Annotated in this window: 8 protein-coding genes, 27 tRNA genes and 1 rRNA gene; 35 read left to right on the top strand and 1 reads right to left on the bottom strand. The window is 36.0% G+C overall.

Going from position 1 to position 14571, the window contains the following annotated elements; genetic code table 11:
* Positions 1-8: 8 nt before the first annotated feature.
* The 17 genes from rrf (at position 9) to F5ESL0233_RS01625 (ending at position 1541) form a co-directional block, all read left to right on the top strand.
* Positions 9-125: ribosomal RNA gene (gene rrf / locus F5ESL0233_RS01545) — 5S ribosomal RNA — on the top strand.
* A gap of 4 nt (positions 126-129) precedes the next feature.
* Positions 130-202, top strand: a tRNA-Val gene (locus F5ESL0233_RS01550).
* A gap of 4 nt (positions 203-206) precedes the next feature.
* Positions 207-279: transfer RNA gene (locus tag F5ESL0233_RS01555), tRNA-Lys, on the top strand.
* A 14-nt stretch (positions 280-293) separates the two neighbouring features.
* A tRNA-Leu gene (locus F5ESL0233_RS01560) sits at positions 294-375 on the top strand.
* Positions 376-406: 31 nt separating this feature from the next.
* Positions 407-479 (top strand) — tRNA-Thr (locus F5ESL0233_RS01565).
* Positions 480-491: 12 nt separating this feature from the next.
* Positions 492-563, top strand: a tRNA-Gly gene (locus F5ESL0233_RS01570).
* A gap of 10 nt (positions 564-573) precedes the next feature.
* Positions 574-659, top strand: a tRNA-Leu gene (locus F5ESL0233_RS01575).
* Positions 660-668: 9 nt separating this feature from the next.
* A tRNA-Arg gene (locus F5ESL0233_RS01580) sits at positions 669-742 on the top strand.
* Between the two features lie 7 nt (positions 743-749).
* A tRNA-Pro gene (locus tag F5ESL0233_RS01585) sits at positions 750-823 on the top strand.
* 37 nt (positions 824-860) lie between these two features.
* A tRNA-Met gene (locus tag F5ESL0233_RS01590) sits at positions 861-934 on the top strand.
* A 13-nt stretch (positions 935-947) separates the two neighbouring features.
* A tRNA-Ile gene (locus F5ESL0233_RS01595) sits at positions 948-1021 on the top strand.
* Positions 1022-1045: 24 nt separating this feature from the next.
* Positions 1046-1119 (top strand) — tRNA-Met (locus F5ESL0233_RS01600).
* Between the two features lie 2 nt (positions 1120-1121).
* Positions 1122-1195 (top strand) — tRNA-Asp (locus F5ESL0233_RS01605).
* Positions 1196-1201: 6 nt separating this feature from the next.
* Positions 1202-1274, top strand: a tRNA-Phe gene (locus tag F5ESL0233_RS01610).
* Positions 1275-1291: 17 nt separating this feature from the next.
* A tRNA-Gly gene (locus F5ESL0233_RS01615) sits at positions 1292-1362 on the top strand.
* Between the two features lie 4 nt (positions 1363-1366).
* Positions 1367-1440 (top strand) — tRNA-Ile (locus F5ESL0233_RS01620).
* 11 nt (positions 1441-1451) lie between these two features.
* Positions 1452-1541 (top strand) — tRNA-Ser (locus tag F5ESL0233_RS01625).
* A 922-nt stretch (positions 1542-2463) separates the two neighbouring features.
* On the opposite strand, the gene F5ESL0233_RS01630 is transcribed toward F5ESL0233_RS01625, so the two are convergent.
* Complete coding sequence (locus F5ESL0233_RS01630; protein ID WP_122058404.1) at positions 2464-3708, bottom strand: MFS transporter; 1245 nt, start codon at positions 3706-3708, stop codon at positions 2464-2466.
* A 126-nt stretch (positions 3709-3834) separates the two neighbouring features.
* Here F5ESL0233_RS01630 and F5ESL0233_RS01635 point away from each other — a divergent pair, with 126 nt between their 5' ends.
* The 18 genes from F5ESL0233_RS01635 to rnr all read left to right on the top strand — a co-directional run bounded on the left by F5ESL0233_RS01635 (position 3835) and on the right by rnr (position 14571).
* Positions 3835-4689: a helix-turn-helix domain-containing protein gene (locus F5ESL0233_RS01635; RefSeq protein WP_158592374.1), complete on the top strand. Its 855-nt coding sequence runs from the start codon at positions 3835-3837 to the stop codon at positions 4687-4689.
* A gap of 744 nt (positions 4690-5433) precedes the next feature.
* A tRNA-Glu gene (locus F5ESL0233_RS01640) sits at positions 5434-5505 on the top strand.
* A 31-nt stretch (positions 5506-5536) separates the two neighbouring features.
* A tRNA-Ser gene (locus tag F5ESL0233_RS01645) sits at positions 5537-5623 on the top strand.
* Positions 5624-5632: 9 nt separating this feature from the next.
* Positions 5633-5706: transfer RNA gene (locus F5ESL0233_RS01650), tRNA-Met, on the top strand.
* A gap of 2 nt (positions 5707-5708) precedes the next feature.
* A tRNA-Asp gene (locus F5ESL0233_RS01655) sits at positions 5709-5782 on the top strand.
* A 6-nt stretch (positions 5783-5788) separates the two neighbouring features.
* Positions 5789-5861 (top strand) — tRNA-Phe (locus F5ESL0233_RS01660).
* Between the two features lie 7 nt (positions 5862-5868).
* A tRNA-Tyr gene (locus tag F5ESL0233_RS01665) sits at positions 5869-5950 on the top strand.
* A gap of 4 nt (positions 5951-5954) precedes the next feature.
* A tRNA-Trp gene (locus F5ESL0233_RS01670) sits at positions 5955-6025 on the top strand.
* 13 nt (positions 6026-6038) lie between these two features.
* Positions 6039-6111, top strand: a tRNA-His gene (locus F5ESL0233_RS01675).
* Positions 6112-6118: 7 nt separating this feature from the next.
* Positions 6119-6190 (top strand) — tRNA-Gln (locus F5ESL0233_RS01680).
* 21 nt (positions 6191-6211) lie between these two features.
* A tRNA-Cys gene (locus F5ESL0233_RS01685) sits at positions 6212-6282 on the top strand.
* 42 nt (positions 6283-6324) lie between these two features.
* A tRNA-Leu gene (locus F5ESL0233_RS01690) sits at positions 6325-6408 on the top strand.
* A gap of 113 nt (positions 6409-6521) precedes the next feature.
* Complete coding sequence (locus F5ESL0233_RS01695; protein ID WP_090093387.1) at positions 6522-7694, top strand: glycosyltransferase family 4 protein; 1173 nt, start codon at positions 6522-6524, stop codon at positions 7692-7694.
* A complete protein-coding gene (locus tag F5ESL0233_RS01700; protein ID WP_122058405.1) occupies positions 7687-8730 on the top strand; it encodes a glycosyltransferase family 4 protein in 1044 nt (347 codons plus the stop codon). Before F5ESL0233_RS01695 ends, F5ESL0233_RS01700 begins: the two co-directional genes overlap by 8 nt.
* The gene (locus F5ESL0233_RS01705) at positions 8730-9755 is read left to right on the top strand and encodes a lysylphosphatidylglycerol synthase transmembrane domain-containing protein (protein WP_122058407.1); all 1026 of its coding nucleotides are present in this window, start codon (positions 8730-8732) and stop codon (positions 9753-9755) included. Before F5ESL0233_RS01700 ends, F5ESL0233_RS01705 begins: the two co-directional genes overlap by 1 nt.
* 68 nt (positions 9756-9823) lie before the next feature.
* Positions 9824-11884, top strand: coding sequence for an LTA synthase family protein (locus F5ESL0233_RS01710; RefSeq protein ID WP_122058409.1), 2061 nt, complete (start codon positions 9824-9826; stop codon positions 11882-11884).
* A gap of 69 nt (positions 11885-11953) precedes the next feature.
* Positions 11954-12187 carry a preprotein translocase subunit SecG gene (gene secG / locus F5ESL0233_RS01715; RefSeq protein WP_090093394.1) on the top strand — a complete coding sequence of 78 codons (234 nt, stop codon included), beginning with the start codon at positions 11954-11956 and terminating at the stop codon, positions 12185-12187.
* Positions 12188-12258: 71 nt separating this feature from the next.
* Positions 12259-14571 (top strand): ribonuclease R, encoded by a 2313-nt coding sequence (gene rnr, locus F5ESL0233_RS01720; protein WP_122058411.1) that lies wholly within the window; start codon positions 12259-12261, stop codon positions 14569-14571.

Raw genomic sequence — 14571 nt, forward strand, 5'->3', positions numbered from 1 at the left:
AAAAGAAGTACGGTGGCAAGAGCAAGAAGGAAACACCTGTAACCATGCCGAACACAGAAGTTAAGCTTCTTAACGCCGAGAGTAGTTGGTGGGAGACTGCCTGCGAGGGTAGGACGTTGCCGTGCTTATGGAGGATTAGCTCAGCTGGGAGAGCATCTGCCTTACAAGCAGGAGGTCACAGGTTCGAGCCCTGTATCCTCCATTCCGAGTCGTTAGCTCAGTCGGTAGAGCATCTGACTTTTAATCAGAGGGTCGACGGTTCAAGCCCGTCACGACTCATGGCCCCATTTTTTGCGGGTGTGGCGGAATTGGCAGACGCGCTAGATTTAGGTTCTAGTGTTTTCGGACGTGTGGGTTCAAGTCCCACCACCCGTATTCGCCAATATTATTACCATATTTACATTATGCCGATTTAGCTCAGTTGGTAGAGCATCTGTCTTGTAAACAGGGGGTCGTACGTTCAAATCGTATAATCGGCATTACATATTTATGCGGAAGTAGTTCAGTGGTAGAACATCACCTTGCCATGGTGGGGGTCGCGGGTTCGAATCCCGTCTTCCGCTTTCATTACTTGCCGGGGTGGCGGAATTGGCAGACGCACGGGACTTAAAATCCCGCGGTTGGTTTCAACCGTACCGGTTCGACTCCGGTCCTCGGCATATAATGACGCGCCCTTAGCGCAACTGGATAGAGTGTCTGACTACGAATCAGAAGGTTGAAGGTTCAAATCCTTCAGGGCGCATTAATTTCGGGAAGTGGCTCAGTTTGGTAGAGCACCTGGTTTGGGACCAGGGGGTCGCAGGTTCGAATCCTGTCTTCCCGATTGTAATCTTTATTATTAATGGTTACATTTGTTTGTTGGCGGTGTAGCTCAGCTGGCTAGAGCGTCCGGTTCATACCCGGGAGGTCGAGGGTTCGATCCCCCCCGCCGCTATTTGTTCGACCTTGGACCTTTAGCTCAGTTGGTTAGAGCAGACGGCTCATAACCGTCCTGTCGTAGGTTCGAGTCCTACAAGGTCCATATGGCATGGTAATTTGTTAATATCGCGGGATGGAGCAGTATGGTAGCTCGTCGGGCTCATAACCCGAAGGTCGGTGGTTCAAATCCATCTCCCGCAATTGGTCCATTGGAGCAGTGGTTTATCTCGTCTCCCTGTCACGGAGAAGATCATCAGTTCGAATCTGATATGGACCGTAAGATGGCTCGGTAGCTCAGTCGGTAGAGCAAAGGATTGAAGCTCCTTGTGTCGGCGGTTCGATTCCGTCCCGCGCCATTTTTTGATATTTATTTGCGGGTATAGTTTAGTGGTAAAACGAAAGCCTTCCAAGCTTTAGTCGCGAGTCCGATTCTCGTTACCCGCTTTAGGGGCCTATAGCTCAGCTGGTTAGAGCGCACGCCTGATAAGCGTGAGGTCGATGGTTCAAGTCCATTTAGGCCCATCTAAATATATGGAGACTTACTCAAGTGGCTGAAGAGGCGCCCCTGCTAAGGGTGTAGATCGGGTTATTCCGGTGCGAGAGTTCGAATCCCTCAGTCTCCGCTATATAATAATAAAAGGCTGATACTTCAACGTATCGAGCCTTTTTATTTACTTTCGTAAGGAAAATGCACGGCAAAAAAGTAATTTACATGTTTAATTTTTGGATTAAAGCAATTACAGTAGCTTCGTGCTCGTTAATAAGTCGTTTTTATGATGACGTTGCCTTGCACCTTAGATCATGACTAAGAGATAAGAAATAGGGTTTACTACTACGCCGGAAGTTTTAACTTAAATGTATGCTAATCTTTTTAATTAGATTTGATAACCAACAATCGTAAAAGCGGTTACGTTATTTTTATTTATGGAGCTAGTCTACTTACTGAAGGAATTAAAAGATGATTAATTTTTTGATATACGAGGTCGAAAAAATCATTTACGTCAATCTATTAATTTGATCTTGCAACAGCTTGGAAGCGTTAAAAATACCAATTCCCAATTTTTTATTCTCTAGTAAAGAGCATAAAGGAAATTCGACCTCCATGCTTTTAAAAAAGGCGTACTGGGCTTGGTGGTACCAAGCAATTTGCCAATTGCGAAAGTGGGAGCATTTTTATCTCTACTGGCGATTTTGCCGCTAATCGCTTATTAGCAAGTATTTAGGGTGTTTTTGGTAATACCACAGAGCAAAATTGAATTTTTGGTTTGTTGCTAACAAATTGTTTTAAAATATGTTGAATAAAATTGCATGATTTAAAAATAGATTGGTAGAATTATTGTGAAATCAAAAAAATAGCTAAAATAAAAAGTCCAGATTAATTGGGCTTTTTATCTGCTATCCAGATTTAATTTCACAAATTTATTTTGGGGACGATTGTTTGTTCTGATTTAGTGGCGTTTTTTGCCTACTTTGTTTAAGGTACATTATATTAAATTGGTAGTGGTATAAATTAAGGACGGTTAAATTGAATCAATTTATTTTTAGTTATGCTGCATTTTTATTAGTAGAATAGACTACACTAACCATTGTTGCTAAAATAATTAAACAAGTTACACCTAATAGTGTTAATGCGATAGTAATACCGAACGAAGCAGTAATTGTAGTAAAAATAGTTGTCATAACTGGCGCAGTTACTACTAAAATCGTATTAAGCATTCCCATAGTTGATGACAAAATGTTTTGGTCGACTGTTTCAACAAGCCACTGTGTTAATTTAGGGCTAGCCATACCAATAAATATTGCAAGGCTTGCCATGATTGGCAGATAAATGAAAATATTTTTAATAAGCATTGTACCAATAACTACGATACTTAAAGCTGTTGAAATAATTGCGATAGTGAATAATGACATATTCTTGAATAATTTTGTGCCTACAATACTACCAAGTGCCATACCAGCAGTCATTACACCTCCTATTAGGGCAATCGTAAAACTGTATGTTCCAATGACCATAGAAGACTTATTACCGGCGATTACGATTGAAATTAAAGGTTCAATTGTTCCTAAAACTCCATTTAATAAAGCAATTACTAAAACGACTGCTAACAACCCCTTTGCCTTTTTTACTTGTTTGAATGATAAAGCAATTATTTTAAAGAACCCCTCTTCATTAACTGACGTAGTTCCTTCTTGAGGACGAGTCTTGTAATAATTACGGCCGACGCTGGCAAAAAGGGCACCTGCCACTAAAAATGTTAAGGCGTTGAAGATTGCTAGACTGGAATAAGACATGAAAAGTAATAAACCAGAACCAATGAATTGTGCAATCATATTGATAATACCGTTGATCCCACTAACAAATCCTTCAGCTTCAGCAACTTCATCATCTCCAACAATGTTAACAACTAGAGGCATTTGAAGGCCGTTAGAGTATGAGCCAGCGATATCTGATATTAAGTTAATACCAATAACAGCTAAAACTAGATTCCAACCAGCAAAGCCGCTGGCAAAAAGCAAGCCGACGATTAGATAGAGTCCAAAGCGTATAGCGGCTAACCAAACCATTAATTTGAATTTATTTTTGGTACGGTCAGCTAAATAGCCACTAAAAACTTGTAGAATTTGAGGTACTGATTCTGAAATTGAAATCAGTGAAATAGCTAAGGCATAATTTCTTAATTTACTTGCATAAGTAATAAGTGCTAAGTAAAACAAAATATTGCCTGCACCAGATAGAAAACTGGCGATTGTAAATTTTCGATAATCCTTGTTCTTTGCAAAAACGTCCATAATTTTATAACTCCTAAATTAAATATTTTATACATTAAGTTATAACGTGTTTATAATAAGGAATATCAAAAAAAGTCGTATTTGAATGTTAAACGCCAAATTTGAATGAAATTAAGAGGATCACGAATGACAATAGGACAATTGCTAAAGCAATATCGAATTGAGAGCTTGAAAACTCAAAAAGAATGGGCTGGTAATACGATTAGTACATCATATTATTCAAAAGTTGAAAAAGACCAGCACAGAATTACAGCCGAGGATCTAATTGCATTATTGCATGCTAATAACATTAAGCTGTGGGAATTTTTTGGCAGGCTTAGTCAAGAAGATAAAGTAAAATATGATGAAAACAGCGATATCGGCGAAGCAATTAATGAAGCGTTTTATCATAATGATAAGGAACAGCTTAAGGATATTAAAAATGTCATTGCAAATAGCGAAATAGTTGATAAAGAAGATCAGTTGCTATTTATAGATGCACTTATAGCTTTAGTTGGCAATCACGTAGAAGATCTTGATGAAAAAGAACGAATTAAGTTGAAAGAAAAGATTTTTAATATTTCTAATTTTGACGAAAATAAATTAGATTTGTATTGTAACTTGATGCCATTTTATGATCTTGATAGCAACTTGTTAATAAGTCGGCGAGTGATTACGCAATTTTGCCATTCTGGGAGTTCGAATGTTCAAGAAACAATATTAGGAATAGAGATAAACATGTTAATTATGTGTATTGAGAAAAGTAGATATAAAGAAACAGAATTCTTTATTCGGACAGCTGATCAAATTAGTACTAAACCAAATTTGTTTTTTTATAAAAACTGCATTTTTATACTTAAAAATATAGTGAATTATCACTATGAAAGAAAGGATGAGTATTTAAATAAAGCTCGAATGGCAATTGATCACATTAGTTCGTTAGGCATGCCGGAGTATAGCAAAGATATGAAAGACATTCTAGATAAGTATGGGAAAAATTAAAAAAAGTCGTATTTGATATTTAAAATTCAAATACGACTTTTTTATTATCTTCTGTTAAATCGAAAATATACTTAAGCTACAAAGTTTAAAACAGAAGGAGAGGAAAATATGAATACATCAACTTTTAGTTGGATCATTATCATTCACTTCTAAGTGATAAGGATGAAAAAAAACGACGAAAAATCAAACATCAGGTAATTACAAATGGAGTGCTGATAAAATTTAAAATCACCACTTTATAAAATAATATAATTAAAAAACGTTAGAAAGGAGAAATCGATATGACGAGAAAGCCACTTAGAATTGGCCCACCATGATTTTCGGTGGTCTTTTTCTTTTTTTAAAGACCTTATATGGTAGCGGATAGTTTGTTTGAAGACACCTGATTAATTCGCTAACTGCTTGATTGTTTTGGCCGCAATACATTCTTCATCTTAGTAATTACTACTGATTATTTAGGTATAGCTTACCAAGAAGTTGAGAACTATAGGATAGCTGCTCGTGTCGCACATGTCTAGATTGTTGACCGGTTAAAAATAAAGAATAGGTTTTTAATGTTATATCTTAAGAAAAAAACAAATTTTTTTCAAAAAAGTCTTGCAAGATCACTTTGAATCCTGTATTATAAATAGCGTTGTGAGTCAGCGTAATAGCTCAACTTAATTATTTTAAAAAAATGTTGACTTTCTTGCTTAAGTTAGGTATTATAATTAAGCGTTATGTGACATTGGTCATGGCAAATCTGACCCGTTGGTCAAGTGGTTAAGACATCGCCCTTTCACGGCGGTAACATGGGTTCAAATCCCGTACGGGTCATTACCACTAATATTTTGGTAAATTTACAATTGGAGGATTACCCAAGTGGCTTAAGGGGACGGTTTTGAAAACCGTTAGACGGTCTTGCCGTGCGTGGGTTCAAATCCCACATCCTCCTTTATAATATCGCGGGATGGAGCAGTATGGTAGCTCGTCGGGCTCATAACCCGAAGGTCGGTGGTTCAAATCCATCTCCCGCAATTGGTCCATTGGAGCAGTGGTTTATCTCGTCTCCCTGTCACGGAGAAGATCATCAGTTCGAATCTGATATGGACCGTAAGATGGCTCGGTAGCTCAGTCGGTAGAGCAAAGGATTGAAGCTCCTTGTGTCGGCGGTTCGATTCCGTCCCGCGCCATCAGCCTGGAGGAGTAGCGAAGTGGCTAAACGCGGCGGTCTGTAAAACCGCTCTCTCTGAGTTCGGCGGTTCGAATCCACCCTCCTCCATAATAGGGATATCGTATAAAGGTAGTACATCGGTCTCCAAAACCGCTAGTGTGGGTTCAATTCCTACTATCCCTGTTAAAACTTTATGGCGGAATTGGTGAAGGGGTTAACACACCGGTTTGTGGATCCGGCATACATGGGTTCGAATCCCATATTCCGCCCTAGAATTGGGATATAGCCAAGCGGTAAGGCACTAGACTTTGACTCTATTATGCGCTGGTTCGAATCCAGCTATCCCAATCTATTAATAAAATATTCGATGGCGGTGTAGCCAAGTGGTAAGGCAGAGGTCTGCAAAACCTTAATCGTCGGTTCAAATCCGATCCCCGCCTTTGGTTCAGTCATTGAGCTTTAAATTAATAAGTAGCTTTTATGGCGGTGTGGCGGAATTGGCAGACGCGTCAGACTCAAAATCTGGTGTCCCTTGGGACGTATCGGTTCGACCCCGATCACCGCTATAATAATTAGCCCTTCTGAAGGGCTATTTTTTTATAATTTTTTGCTTTTTTTCTTATATAAATTGCACAAGTATTAACTAATCTTTATAATACCTTTATACGGAGGTATTCAAATGAATATTGGTATTTTTACCGATACATATTTCCCACAAATAAGTGGAGTGGCAACATCAATTGAAACGCTTAAAGAAGCTCTAGAAGATCAGGGACATAATGTTTTTATTTTTACAACTACTGATCCCCATGTTGAAAAAGGACGAGTAGATGCTAATGTTTTTCGTTTTAGTAGTGTACCGTTTATTTCTTTTACTGATCGCCGAATTGCCTATAGAGGTTTTTTTGAAGCAACTAAGGTTGCTCGCGAAGTTAAGCTTGATATTGTTCATACTCAAACTGAATTTGCACTAGGAATGATAGGTAAGTATGTAGCCCATCAGCTCAAGATTCCAGCCATTCATACTTATCATACAATGTATGAGGACTATTTACATTATGTTCTAAATGGTCATTTGCTTAGACCATATCATGTTAAGCAGTTTACCAAGGTCTTTCTTAAAAACATGGATGGTGCAATTGCTCCTAGCGAACGTGTAGACGAACTTTTAAAACGTTATAGGGTTGGTATACCTATAAAGGTAATTCCAACGGGCGTGGACGTTAAAAACATGAATAAGAAGGTAAATCGTGATATTCGTCAAGAACTAGGCATTGCTGCTGATGCACCAGTAATATTAACTTTAAGTAGAATCGCTGGCGAAAAAAAGATTGACCGCATACTTAATGTGATGCCAGAAATCGTTGAAGAATTTCCTAATGTTTGTTTAGTTATTTCTGGTGATGGACCTGATGTTAAAGTATTGCAAGATCAAGTAGAGCGGTTGACCCTTGAAAATAATGTAATTTTTACTGGTGATGTGAATCATGATGACGTCGGAGCCTTTTACAAAATGGCAAATTTATTTGTTTCAGCAAGTGATACTGAAACACAAGGATTGACTTATATTGAAGCATTAGCAGCTGGAACAAAATGTGTAGTTTATGATACTGATTATACTGAAAATGTTTTTGATGATTCTGACTTTGGTCAAGTATTTACTACTCCAAGCGAGATGCGCGACAAAATTATATTCTATTTAAATAATAAGCAAACTATAATTCCTAAAGATAAACTAAAGACGAAACTCAATCAAATTTCTGCTAAAAAATTTGGTCAAGAAGTTTATCAGTTTTATCAAGAAATAATTGATAATTATCAAGAAAATTTTAAAGAGGATTCAAATGATTAGAATCAACATGTTCTCACAAGCAGATTCTGTAGCTGGTCAAGGCGTTGGCTCGGCTTACAAAGAATTGATGAGCCTACTTAGGACGCATTTAATTAATGAATTTTACGTGACAAATAATAAATATGGGATGAGTGATTTAACCCACTATCATACAATTAATCCAACTTATTATGCCAATAGTTTTTCACCAGCTAGAGGACGTAAGATTGGATATGTGCATTTTTTGCCTGAAACACTTGAAGGTTCACTTCAATTACCTTCATCTGTTAAAAAAGTCTTTTATAACTATGTCATTGATTTTTACAAAAGAATGGATCAAATTGTTGTAGTTAATCCAATTTTTATTGATAAGTTAGTTAAATATGGCATCAGACGAGAAAATATAAAGTACATTCCTAATTTTGTAACTAAAAATGAATTTTATCCCAAGAAACAAGTAGAAAAAAATGCTTTTCGTCATCAAATAGGGATTCCATTGGATAGATTTGTTGTTTTTGGAGATGGTCAGGTTCAAGCACGTAAAGGTGTCGATGATTTTGTAAAAATGGCCAAAGCTAATCCAGAGGTTCAATTTATTTGGGCTGGTGGTTTCTCATTTGGTAAAATTACTGACGGCTATGAGCATTTAAAAAAAATGGTTGACCAACCACCAAAAAATTTACAATTTACAGGGATCATTGACCGGAAAAAGTTAGTTAACTACTTAAATATTGCCAATCTTTTTGTTTTACCATCATATGATGAATTATTTCCCATGTCAGTTCTTGAAGCATTTAGCTGTGGTACGCCAGTATTATTGCGTGATCTTGACTTATATGAAGCAATTATTAGTGGCTATTATCTAAAAGGCAAGGACTTTGCTGAGATGAATGCACAACTTCGTCAAGCTGTGCAAGATCAAGCGCTCTTAAATAAATACAGTAATTTATCAATTAAAGCTAGTGAAAAATATTCAGAAAATAACTTAGCAAAAATTTGGAACGATTTTTATCATGAACAATATGAAATTGGACAAAAATTAGGGCAGATTCACTAATGAATAAAAAATATTTTTGGGGAATTGTGGTTGTTTTATTAATTAGTGGCGGAGTTTTATACTTAGACCTCAAAGACATACCTTTTGTTCACTTAATCGAAGCTGCTAAAAATATAAATGTTATTGCTTTATTTGCAGTATTTGGCCTAATGATACTATCTTATGCTTTTGAAGCGAGTATATTAGCAGTGTTAGCGAAGAGAAAGAACGAACCTAGGCGCTCAAGATGGGCTTTTTTTCGTATACCGATAATCCAAGCCTTATTTAATGCAATAACGCCTATGTCAACTGGGGGACAACCTTCACAGTTAGCAGCAATGATTCAGATTGGAATTGAAGGAGGACGGGCGACTTCAATTTTATTAATGAAATTTATTATTTATCAAATTGTAGTATTTTTTGCTTATGTAATAACGATTATTACTGGATTTAACTTGGTTGCAACCAAGTTCGCTGGCTTGGCTTTTCTGATTGCGATTGGTTTTTTACTACACATTAGTTCAATTGTCTTTTTACTAGCAATTTTTTTTGCTTATGACTGGACTAAAAGAGTGACAAATATCTTAATGGATTTATTGAGCAGATTTATTAATACTAGCCGAGTTGCTGGCTGGCGAAATGGTACTTTAGAAAAGATTGATACCTTTCATTATGAAAGTCAGAAATTAAGACAGGAAAAAAAGAAATTACTTTTGTCTGGTAGTTTAACGATATTACAGTTACTGTGTTTTTATTCGGTGCCATATTTGATATTACTAACTTTAAATGTATCGGCTGATTGGGTAAGCGTCACTCAAATGAATATTATGATTATGATGTTGATGTCAATAGTCCCAATTCCAGGAGCATCTGGTGGCGCTGAGTATAGTTTTCAGACACTTTTTGCAACATTTGTTTCTTCGCGTGGTTCATTAATTTTGGTTATGTTTTTGTGGCGTTTTGTTACGTATTTTTTTGGCATGATTTTAGGAATATTAGGCTGGATTTTTAAACCTAAAAAAATTTCTAGTACACTAGATGATTGATTTTAATTAAAAGATATAGTAAGTAATCATACTTGATTAGGATATTGGCATGGCAAAAGGAGAATAAAATGACACGAATTAAATCTTTTCTTCAATGGCTAACACAAGATAAATTGGGTTTTTTTGTCATTGTTTTAATGGCCTTTTGGCTAAAAACTTACATCGCATACTTGACCAAATTTAATTTAGGTTCAGTGGGTGCGATGCAAAACTTTTTATTATTTATTAACCCGCTTCCTGCTGCCATTTTATTGATGGGAATAGGTCTATTTTTTAAAGGGCGTAAATCATACTGGATTATTTTATTAATTGATCTATTACTGACTTTTTGGTTATTTTCTAATATTTTATATTATCGGGAATTTTCTAACTTTTTATCTGTTTCAATTATTAAGACTTCTGGTTCAACTGCAGATAATTTAGGCAAAAGTATTATAGGAATAATTCATCCAAGTGATTTTTTAGTTTTTCTAGATTTCATAATAATTATTGGATTAATATTCAGTAAGGTAATTAGGTATGATCTTCGTCCTTTAAAATTAAAATTCAATTTATTAGTAGAGGGACTAGCAGCAATATTAATTGGACTTAACTTATTAATGGCACAAAAAGATCGGTCTGGCCTTTTAACTAGAACTTTTGATAATAGTTATATTGTTAAATACTTAGGGATGAATGAATATGCAATCTATGATGGCTTTAAAACCGCCCAAACAAGTGAACAGATGGCTAAAGCTAATGTATCAGATTTGCAATCGGTAAAAAAGTATTTAAAAAGTAATTCTGTTAAACCTAATGCAACATATACTGGCGTTGCCAAAGGGAAAAATGTTTTAATTATTCATTTGGAAAGTTTTCAGCAATTTTTGATTGACTATAAGTGGAAAGGTAAGGCCGTTACCCCCAACTTAAATAAGCTTTATCATTCTAAAAATAGCCTAAGTTTTGCTAATTTTTATAATCAAGTTGGTCAAGGTAAGACATCAGATGCTGAAATGATGCTTGAAAATTCACTTTACGGCTTGCAATCTGGTTCAGCTATGTCTAGTTATGGCACATCTAATACCTTTGAGAGTGCTCCAGCCATTTTAAAGCAAAAAGCAAATTATACAACTGCAGTTATGCATGGTGGAGCAGGATCATTTTGGAATCGAAATAATGCATACAAGCAGTTTGGCTATCAATATTTTATGCCCCTTTCGTACTATGATAATAAGCCAAAATATTATATTGGTTATGGTTTAAAAGATAAAATCTTTTTTTCTCAATCAATTAAATATATAGAGCGCCTGCCGCAACCGTTCTATTTAAAATTGCTAACCGTTACTAACCATTATCCTTATGAAATCGATAAGAAAAACCAAAAAATAGAACGTACGGATACTGGTGATGAAACAGTTGATGGTTATGTTCAAACAGCGCATTACTTGGATCAGGCTGTAGGTGAATTGCTTTCTTGGATGAAAAAAACGGGCCTAGATCAAAAGACAATTTTGGTTCTATATGGTGATCACTACGGTATTTCTGGTAATCATCATCAAGCTAGCGCTGAATTATTAAAGCAAGCTGATTTTACTAATTTCGATAATTTGAAATTTCAAAGGGTACCATTAATATTTAACATGAGAGGGCTTAATGGCGGCATTAAAAAAACATATGGCGGTGAAATAGATGTGTTGCCAACTTTACTAAATTTACTTGGAATTAATAATCAAGATACTATTCAATTTGGGCATGACTTGTTGAGTTCAGCAGCGCCGCAAATTGTTGCTCAAAGAAATGGCGACTTTATTACGCCAAAATATGCAAAAGTAGGCGGAAATTACTATAATACTAAGACTGGATTAGAAATAGAACATCCTGACAAAAAATTAAAAGCTGAACTTGTTGGCCTCTCAAATAAAGTTACTACGCAATTGTCGCTATCAGACCGAGTAATTGCGGGGAATTTGCTACGTTTTTATAAGCCTAAATGGTTTAAAAAAGTTACGCCACATAAATATGATTATAATGAGAAAAAGTCTTTGAAAGATTTGTTTAGTCAAAATAAGACTTCAATGTGGTATCAGAATCATCAGAAGTCAACACAGTCGAAGTTTAAAACTGATGCACCAGAATTGGAAAAATAAAATTAGTAATAAAACATATTTTGTGCTAAAATTTAACAGTAATCGTATCTGTATATTGGAGGCAGCATATTGTATAATTTATTTATGACGCTACTAATTATTGTTTCAATTTTAATCGTTATTGTTACAATGATGCAGCCGCAAAAGCAGCAAGATGCATTAAATGCCTTATCTGGCGGTGCAGTTTTTAGTGGACAAACAAAAAAACGTGGTTTTGAAGCATTTATGGAAAAAGTGACCGCAATTTTATTAGTTCTCTTTTTTGCTTTTGCTATTGTGTTAGCTTATTTGTCCTCAAAATAAGCGTTGGTTCCTCCCAATCAAACGATGGGAGGATTTTTTTTATCTTTTTATTAAAGAATGGAGATTAGTGCATGGCACAAAACGATAAAATCTTAGCTAATGTTTTAGAGATATTTCGTCATAATCCCAAAAAACAATATCAAGTAGAACAAATTGATCGAATGTTGCGACGCGACCGCCTAGGTAACTTTTCTGATATCGTTAAAGCTTTGTCTTTCCTTGAGCAACAAAAACAAATTATCACTGACGGCAACGGACATTATCAGCTTACTCAAGAAAATATTGTTATTGAAGGAGTTTTTAAGGCTAATAGTAAAGGATTTGGCTTTGTGAGACTCGAAGATGAAGAAGCCGATGATGTCTTTATTGCTAAAGATTATACAAATTGTGCACTTGATGGTGATCAAGTGCGTGTAAAGATCACTGCTGGTGGTAACCCTTGGAATGGTAAGGGGCCAGAGGGTCAAGTCGAAGAAGTTGTTGAACATGGCATTGAGAATGTAGTTGGGGAATTTAATCCTTTAACCGATCAACAAGTTAAAGTTAGTCATTATATTGGCTATGTAGTAAGTACCAATAAAAAATTAGCAAATTACCGTATTTATGTGGGGGAAGGCGGACTACACCCACAAAAGGGTGACATTGTTAAGGTGGCAATTGAAAAGTATCCTAATGAAGCTAATCCTGATACAATGCTAGGCATTATTACCAACGTCATTGGTAATAAAAATACTCCTGGTGTTGATATTATGGCAATTGTTTCTGCTCATAACGTTCGTTGTGAATGGGATCAAAAAGCATTGGATCAAGCTAACGCAATCCCGGATCATGTGACTGCTGAAGATATGGCTAACCGAGAAGATATTCGTGAACAACCAACAGTTACAATTGATGGTGATGATTCTAAAGACTTTGATGATGCGGTTGTTTTGTGGAAATTACCTAATGGTAATTATCATTTAGGTGTTCATATTGCTGATGTTGCCTATTATATTAAGGAAAATTCTCCTTTAGACCAAGAGGCATACACTAGGGGTAACAGTACCTATTTAGTTGATCGAGTAATTCCAATGTTACCATTTAGATTATCTAATGGAATTTGTTCCTTAAATGAGGGCGAAGACAGATTAGTTTTATCATGTGATATGGAAATTACTCCTGAAGGTGAACGGGTAAATTACTGTATTCATCCTTCTGTTATGCGCTCACATGCTAGAATGACTTATAACAATGTAAATAAGGTCTTAGATTTAAATAATCATGAACCATTAGCAGAAAAATACCACAAGCTGGCGCCAATGCTACATGATATGGCAGAATTGCACAATGCACTTTATCAAAAGCGCCATCAGCGTGGTGCAATTGATTTTGAAGAACCAGAAGCTAAAATTGTCGTCGATGAGCTAGGGAAACCCGTTGATATTGTCCTTCATAATCGTGGAATTGCTGAAAAAATGATAGAATCCTTTATGCTGATAGCTAATGAAACAGTAGCTGAGGATTTTTATAAAAAGCACGTCCCATTTTTATATCGGGTTCATGAAACTCCAGATGGTGAGCGGATTAAGGGGTTCTTTGAATTTTGTAGTGCTTTTGGGTTGCAAATTACGGCTGATCCTAACCATGTTCGCCCAATTGACTTACAAAAAGTAGTTTCAAAAACATTAGAGACGCCAGAAGAAGCTGTGGTCCAGATGATGATGCTCCGTAGTTTAAAACAGGCACATTATTCAGAAGAACCGCTAGGTCACTTTGGTCTTGCAGCCAAATTTTATACGCATTTTACTTCACCAATTAGGCGTTATTCTGATTTAATGGTTCACCGTATGATTCATGAATACATGGATCAGGGAACCGATAAAGCTATTCAAGCTCATTTTGCTAGTTGTTTACCTGATGTTGCCGATCAAACTTCAACTCAAGAACGTGTGTCAATTGATACTGAACGCGAAGTTAATGATTTAAAGATGACTGAATATATGTCGGATCAAGTTGGACAACACTTTGATGCAGTTGTTTCATCCGTAACTAGTTTTGGTATGTTTATTCAGTTACCCAATACAGTTGAAGGTTTAATTCATATTTCGAATTTAACGGATGATTTTTATAGTTTTAATGAAAAAAGCATGACTTTAACTGGACGAGGAACGCACAAGCAATATCATGTTGGAATGCCAATTAAGGTTACTTTAATAAATGCTAATATTGAACAGCACCAACTTGACTTTGAAATCTATGATCCTGATGCACCTAAGAAGGCACATAATGATCGTAGGCATGGTTTTAAGAAGACGCAGGACCGTAACCGCTCTAATCATCGTGGTAAGCGGACTGGTTTTCATCAAAGCGGCAATCATCCGCATTTAAGTAAATATAAGCGGTAG

It is taken from the genome of Lactobacillus sp. ESL0233 (assembly GCF_003692995.1).
GTDB classification, from domain to species: Bacteria; Bacillota; Bacilli; order Lactobacillales; family Lactobacillaceae; genus Lactobacillus; species Lactobacillus bombicola.

Excerpts from the sequence above, each read along its gene's own strand:
- F5ESL0233_RS01630 (WP_122058404.1), bottom strand. The coding sequence starts at position 3,708 with ATGGACGTTTTTGCAAAGAACAAGGATTATCGAAAATTTACAATCGCC.
- F5ESL0233_RS01635 (WP_158592374.1), top strand. The coding sequence starts at position 3,835 with ATGACAATAGGACAATTGCTAAAGCAATATCGAATTGAGAGCTTGAAA.
- F5ESL0233_RS01695 (WP_090093387.1), top strand. The coding sequence starts at position 6,522 with ATGAATATTGGTATTTTTACCGATACATATTTCCCACAAATAAGTGGA.
- F5ESL0233_RS01700 (WP_122058405.1), top strand. The coding sequence starts at position 7,687 with ATGATTAGAATCAACATGTTCTCACAAGCAGATTCTGTAGCTGGTCAA.
- F5ESL0233_RS01705 (WP_122058407.1), top strand. The coding sequence starts at position 8,730 with ATGAATAAAAAATATTTTTGGGGAATTGTGGTTGTTTTATTAATTAGT.
- F5ESL0233_RS01710 (WP_122058409.1), top strand. The coding sequence starts at position 9,824 with ATGACACGAATTAAATCTTTTCTTCAATGGCTAACACAAGATAAATTG.
- rnr (WP_122058411.1), top strand. The coding sequence starts at position 12,259 with ATGGCACAAAACGATAAAATCTTAGCTAATGTTTTAGAGATATTTCGT.